Origin of the sequence: Bergeyella anatis (assembly GCF_036016955.1) — a bacterium.
Classification (GTDB): Bacteria; Bacteroidota; Bacteroidia; order Flavobacteriales; family Weeksellaceae; genus JAYWXI01.
Genome location: NZ_JAYWXI010000154.1, coordinates 1 through 408 on the forward strand (window position 1 = coordinate 1; position 408 = coordinate 408).

1 pseudogene is annotated in these 408 nt (G+C 44.4%); it reads left to right on the forward strand.

Annotation, left to right across the window (positions count from 1 at the left end):
• Positions 1 to 69: 69 nt before the first annotated feature.
• Positions 70 to 408 (forward strand): annotated as a pseudogene (locus tag VQ048_RS12720) (transposase); the annotation flags it as partial.

Genomic DNA, 408 nt, shown 5'->3' on the forward strand with positions numbered 1-408 from the left:
TGTAAGCTCCCCCGAAAACAGTACAATTTAAAAGTATAAAATTATTAAATTTAAATTGTCAGAAACATTATGAAAAAGAGCAGATTCAGTCCGGAGCAGATAGCTAAGATATTGAAGGACTACGAGAACGAGAGTAGCAGCGAAGAGCTGTGCCGCATCCACGGGATAAGCCGGCAGACTTTCTATAAATGGAAGAGTAAATATTACGGTATGGAATCCGGCGATTTAAAGCGGTTAAAACAGCTCGAGGAAGAGAACGCGAAGCTTAAACGTATGTACGCCAACCTGGCGCTGGATCTGGAAGCCGCGCGCTATATCATCGAAAAAAAGCTTTAAAGCCCTGCCAGAAGAGAGTTTTGGCTAAGGAACTTCAGCGCGAGGAAAAAATGGGCATCAGCAGGGCGTGCC